Annotated in this window: 1 protein-coding gene and 1 tRNA gene; both read left to right on the plus strand. The window is 34.0% G+C overall.

Translation table 11 applies throughout. The features are described 5' to 3' along the window. Positions 1 to 5 precede the first annotated feature (5 nt). A tRNA-Met gene (locus C6H22_RS08565) sits at positions 6 to 82 on the plus strand. Positions 83 to 423: 341 nt separating this feature from the next. Next, positions 424 to 1,032, plus strand: coding sequence for a class I SAM-dependent methyltransferase (locus C6H22_RS08570; RefSeq protein WP_233707112.1), 609 nt, complete (start codon positions 424 to 426; stop codon positions 1,030 to 1,032). Positions 1,033 to 1,540 lie beyond the last annotated feature (508 nt).

Here is a 1,540-nt window from a genome sequence, read left to right on the forward strand (position 1 = left end):
TATGTCGCGGGGTAGAGCAGTCCGGTAGCTCGTTGGGCTCATAACCCAAAGGTCGGGGGTTCAAATCCCTCCTCCGCAACCAATCAAACAATCAAAACTTTACTATTGTATCTTCTTTAGGTGAGTGTAGTAGTTTTTATCTTTGTAGATTCTCTTAAACCCCTTACAATAAGCATTGTAACGCTTTATTTTTATTTTTTGCATATTCCATTTATTCTAAATTCCAAGATTCCAAAAGTATCTCATTTTCAATCAATCAGCCAAAATATGTAATTTTCTACTATTTTATGCTGTATTGCATAAAATATTTATGAAAACTATAATTTTCAATCTTTTTTATCCTAATCCTCATACCCACATATCATAGATTCAAGATTTATGAGATACAATAAAAAAGTATTAATGAACCTTAAGGAGTTAACCATGCAATGTATTTTGTGTCACCACAATACCACAATCATTCAAGATCGTGTTCGAAGAGATGATCTTGTCGCGTTATACCAAAAAAATTTTGGTATAGATATATCAAACATCGTTTCTAGCGATCTGCTCTATATGCACTGCCAAGAATGTGATCTTAGATTTTTTGTTTGTGAAAATGGAATCATTCCCACTGGCAACGATACATTTTATAATGCTCTCAATCTTTTACCTTGGTATTATTTTGATGAAAAACACGAATATCATTACGCTAAGGATTTTATCGCCCCAGATTCTAAAGTTTTGGAAGTAGGTTGCGGTAAGGCTGCGTTTGCGGAGTTTATTCCACGCAAAGAAAATTATATTGGTTTAGAATTTAGCACACAGGCTAAAGAAATGGCAGCTAAACGCGGAATTATAATCCAAAATACTCCTATCGAAGAATATTGTAAAGAACATTGTGGTAAATTTGATGTGAGTTGCAGTTTTCAGGTGTTGGAGCATGTTAGTAATCCACATACATTTCTACAATCACAAATTACATGCTTACAATCAATTAGGGGGGGGGGATACATTAAACAACACTCCAAAACTCATTATTGCTGTGCCTAGTGAAGATTCATTTTTACATGATTGTGTCAATGGTATATTGAATATGCCCCCACACCATATTTCTAGATTCAGCGACAAAACCCTTCATTATATTGCAAAGCTTTTTGATTTGCACCTTATAAAACTTTATCATGAACCTATACAACCAGAACACAGAGAATTCTACAAAAGTATAATGTGGGCAAAAAAATTTTTGCCCACCCCTCTTATTGATAAGGGCATCTTACGGAAATTTATTAATAAATTTGGAATCTTAGGAAAGCGTTGGATACAAATTCCACCTAACACTTACGGACACACGGTTATAGCAGTTTATGAGAAAAATACATCGTGTAAAAGTGAGAAAAACATATAAGCAATAAGGCTAAAAGCCTACTGCTTGTTGAAATTAGAGGCTGAAGTCTTCGATTTTATCGAAGTTTAGGTATGTATAAACATTATTTTCTTTGCCTTTAAGCTTGGTAGGAACAAGGTTTAAATATTCCTCCACATTTGGCAATCTTCCTAA

Source organism: Helicobacter equorum (assembly GCF_900198655.1).
Taxonomy (GTDB): Bacteria; Campylobacterota; Campylobacteria; order Campylobacterales; family Helicobacteraceae; genus Helicobacter_F; species Helicobacter_F equorum.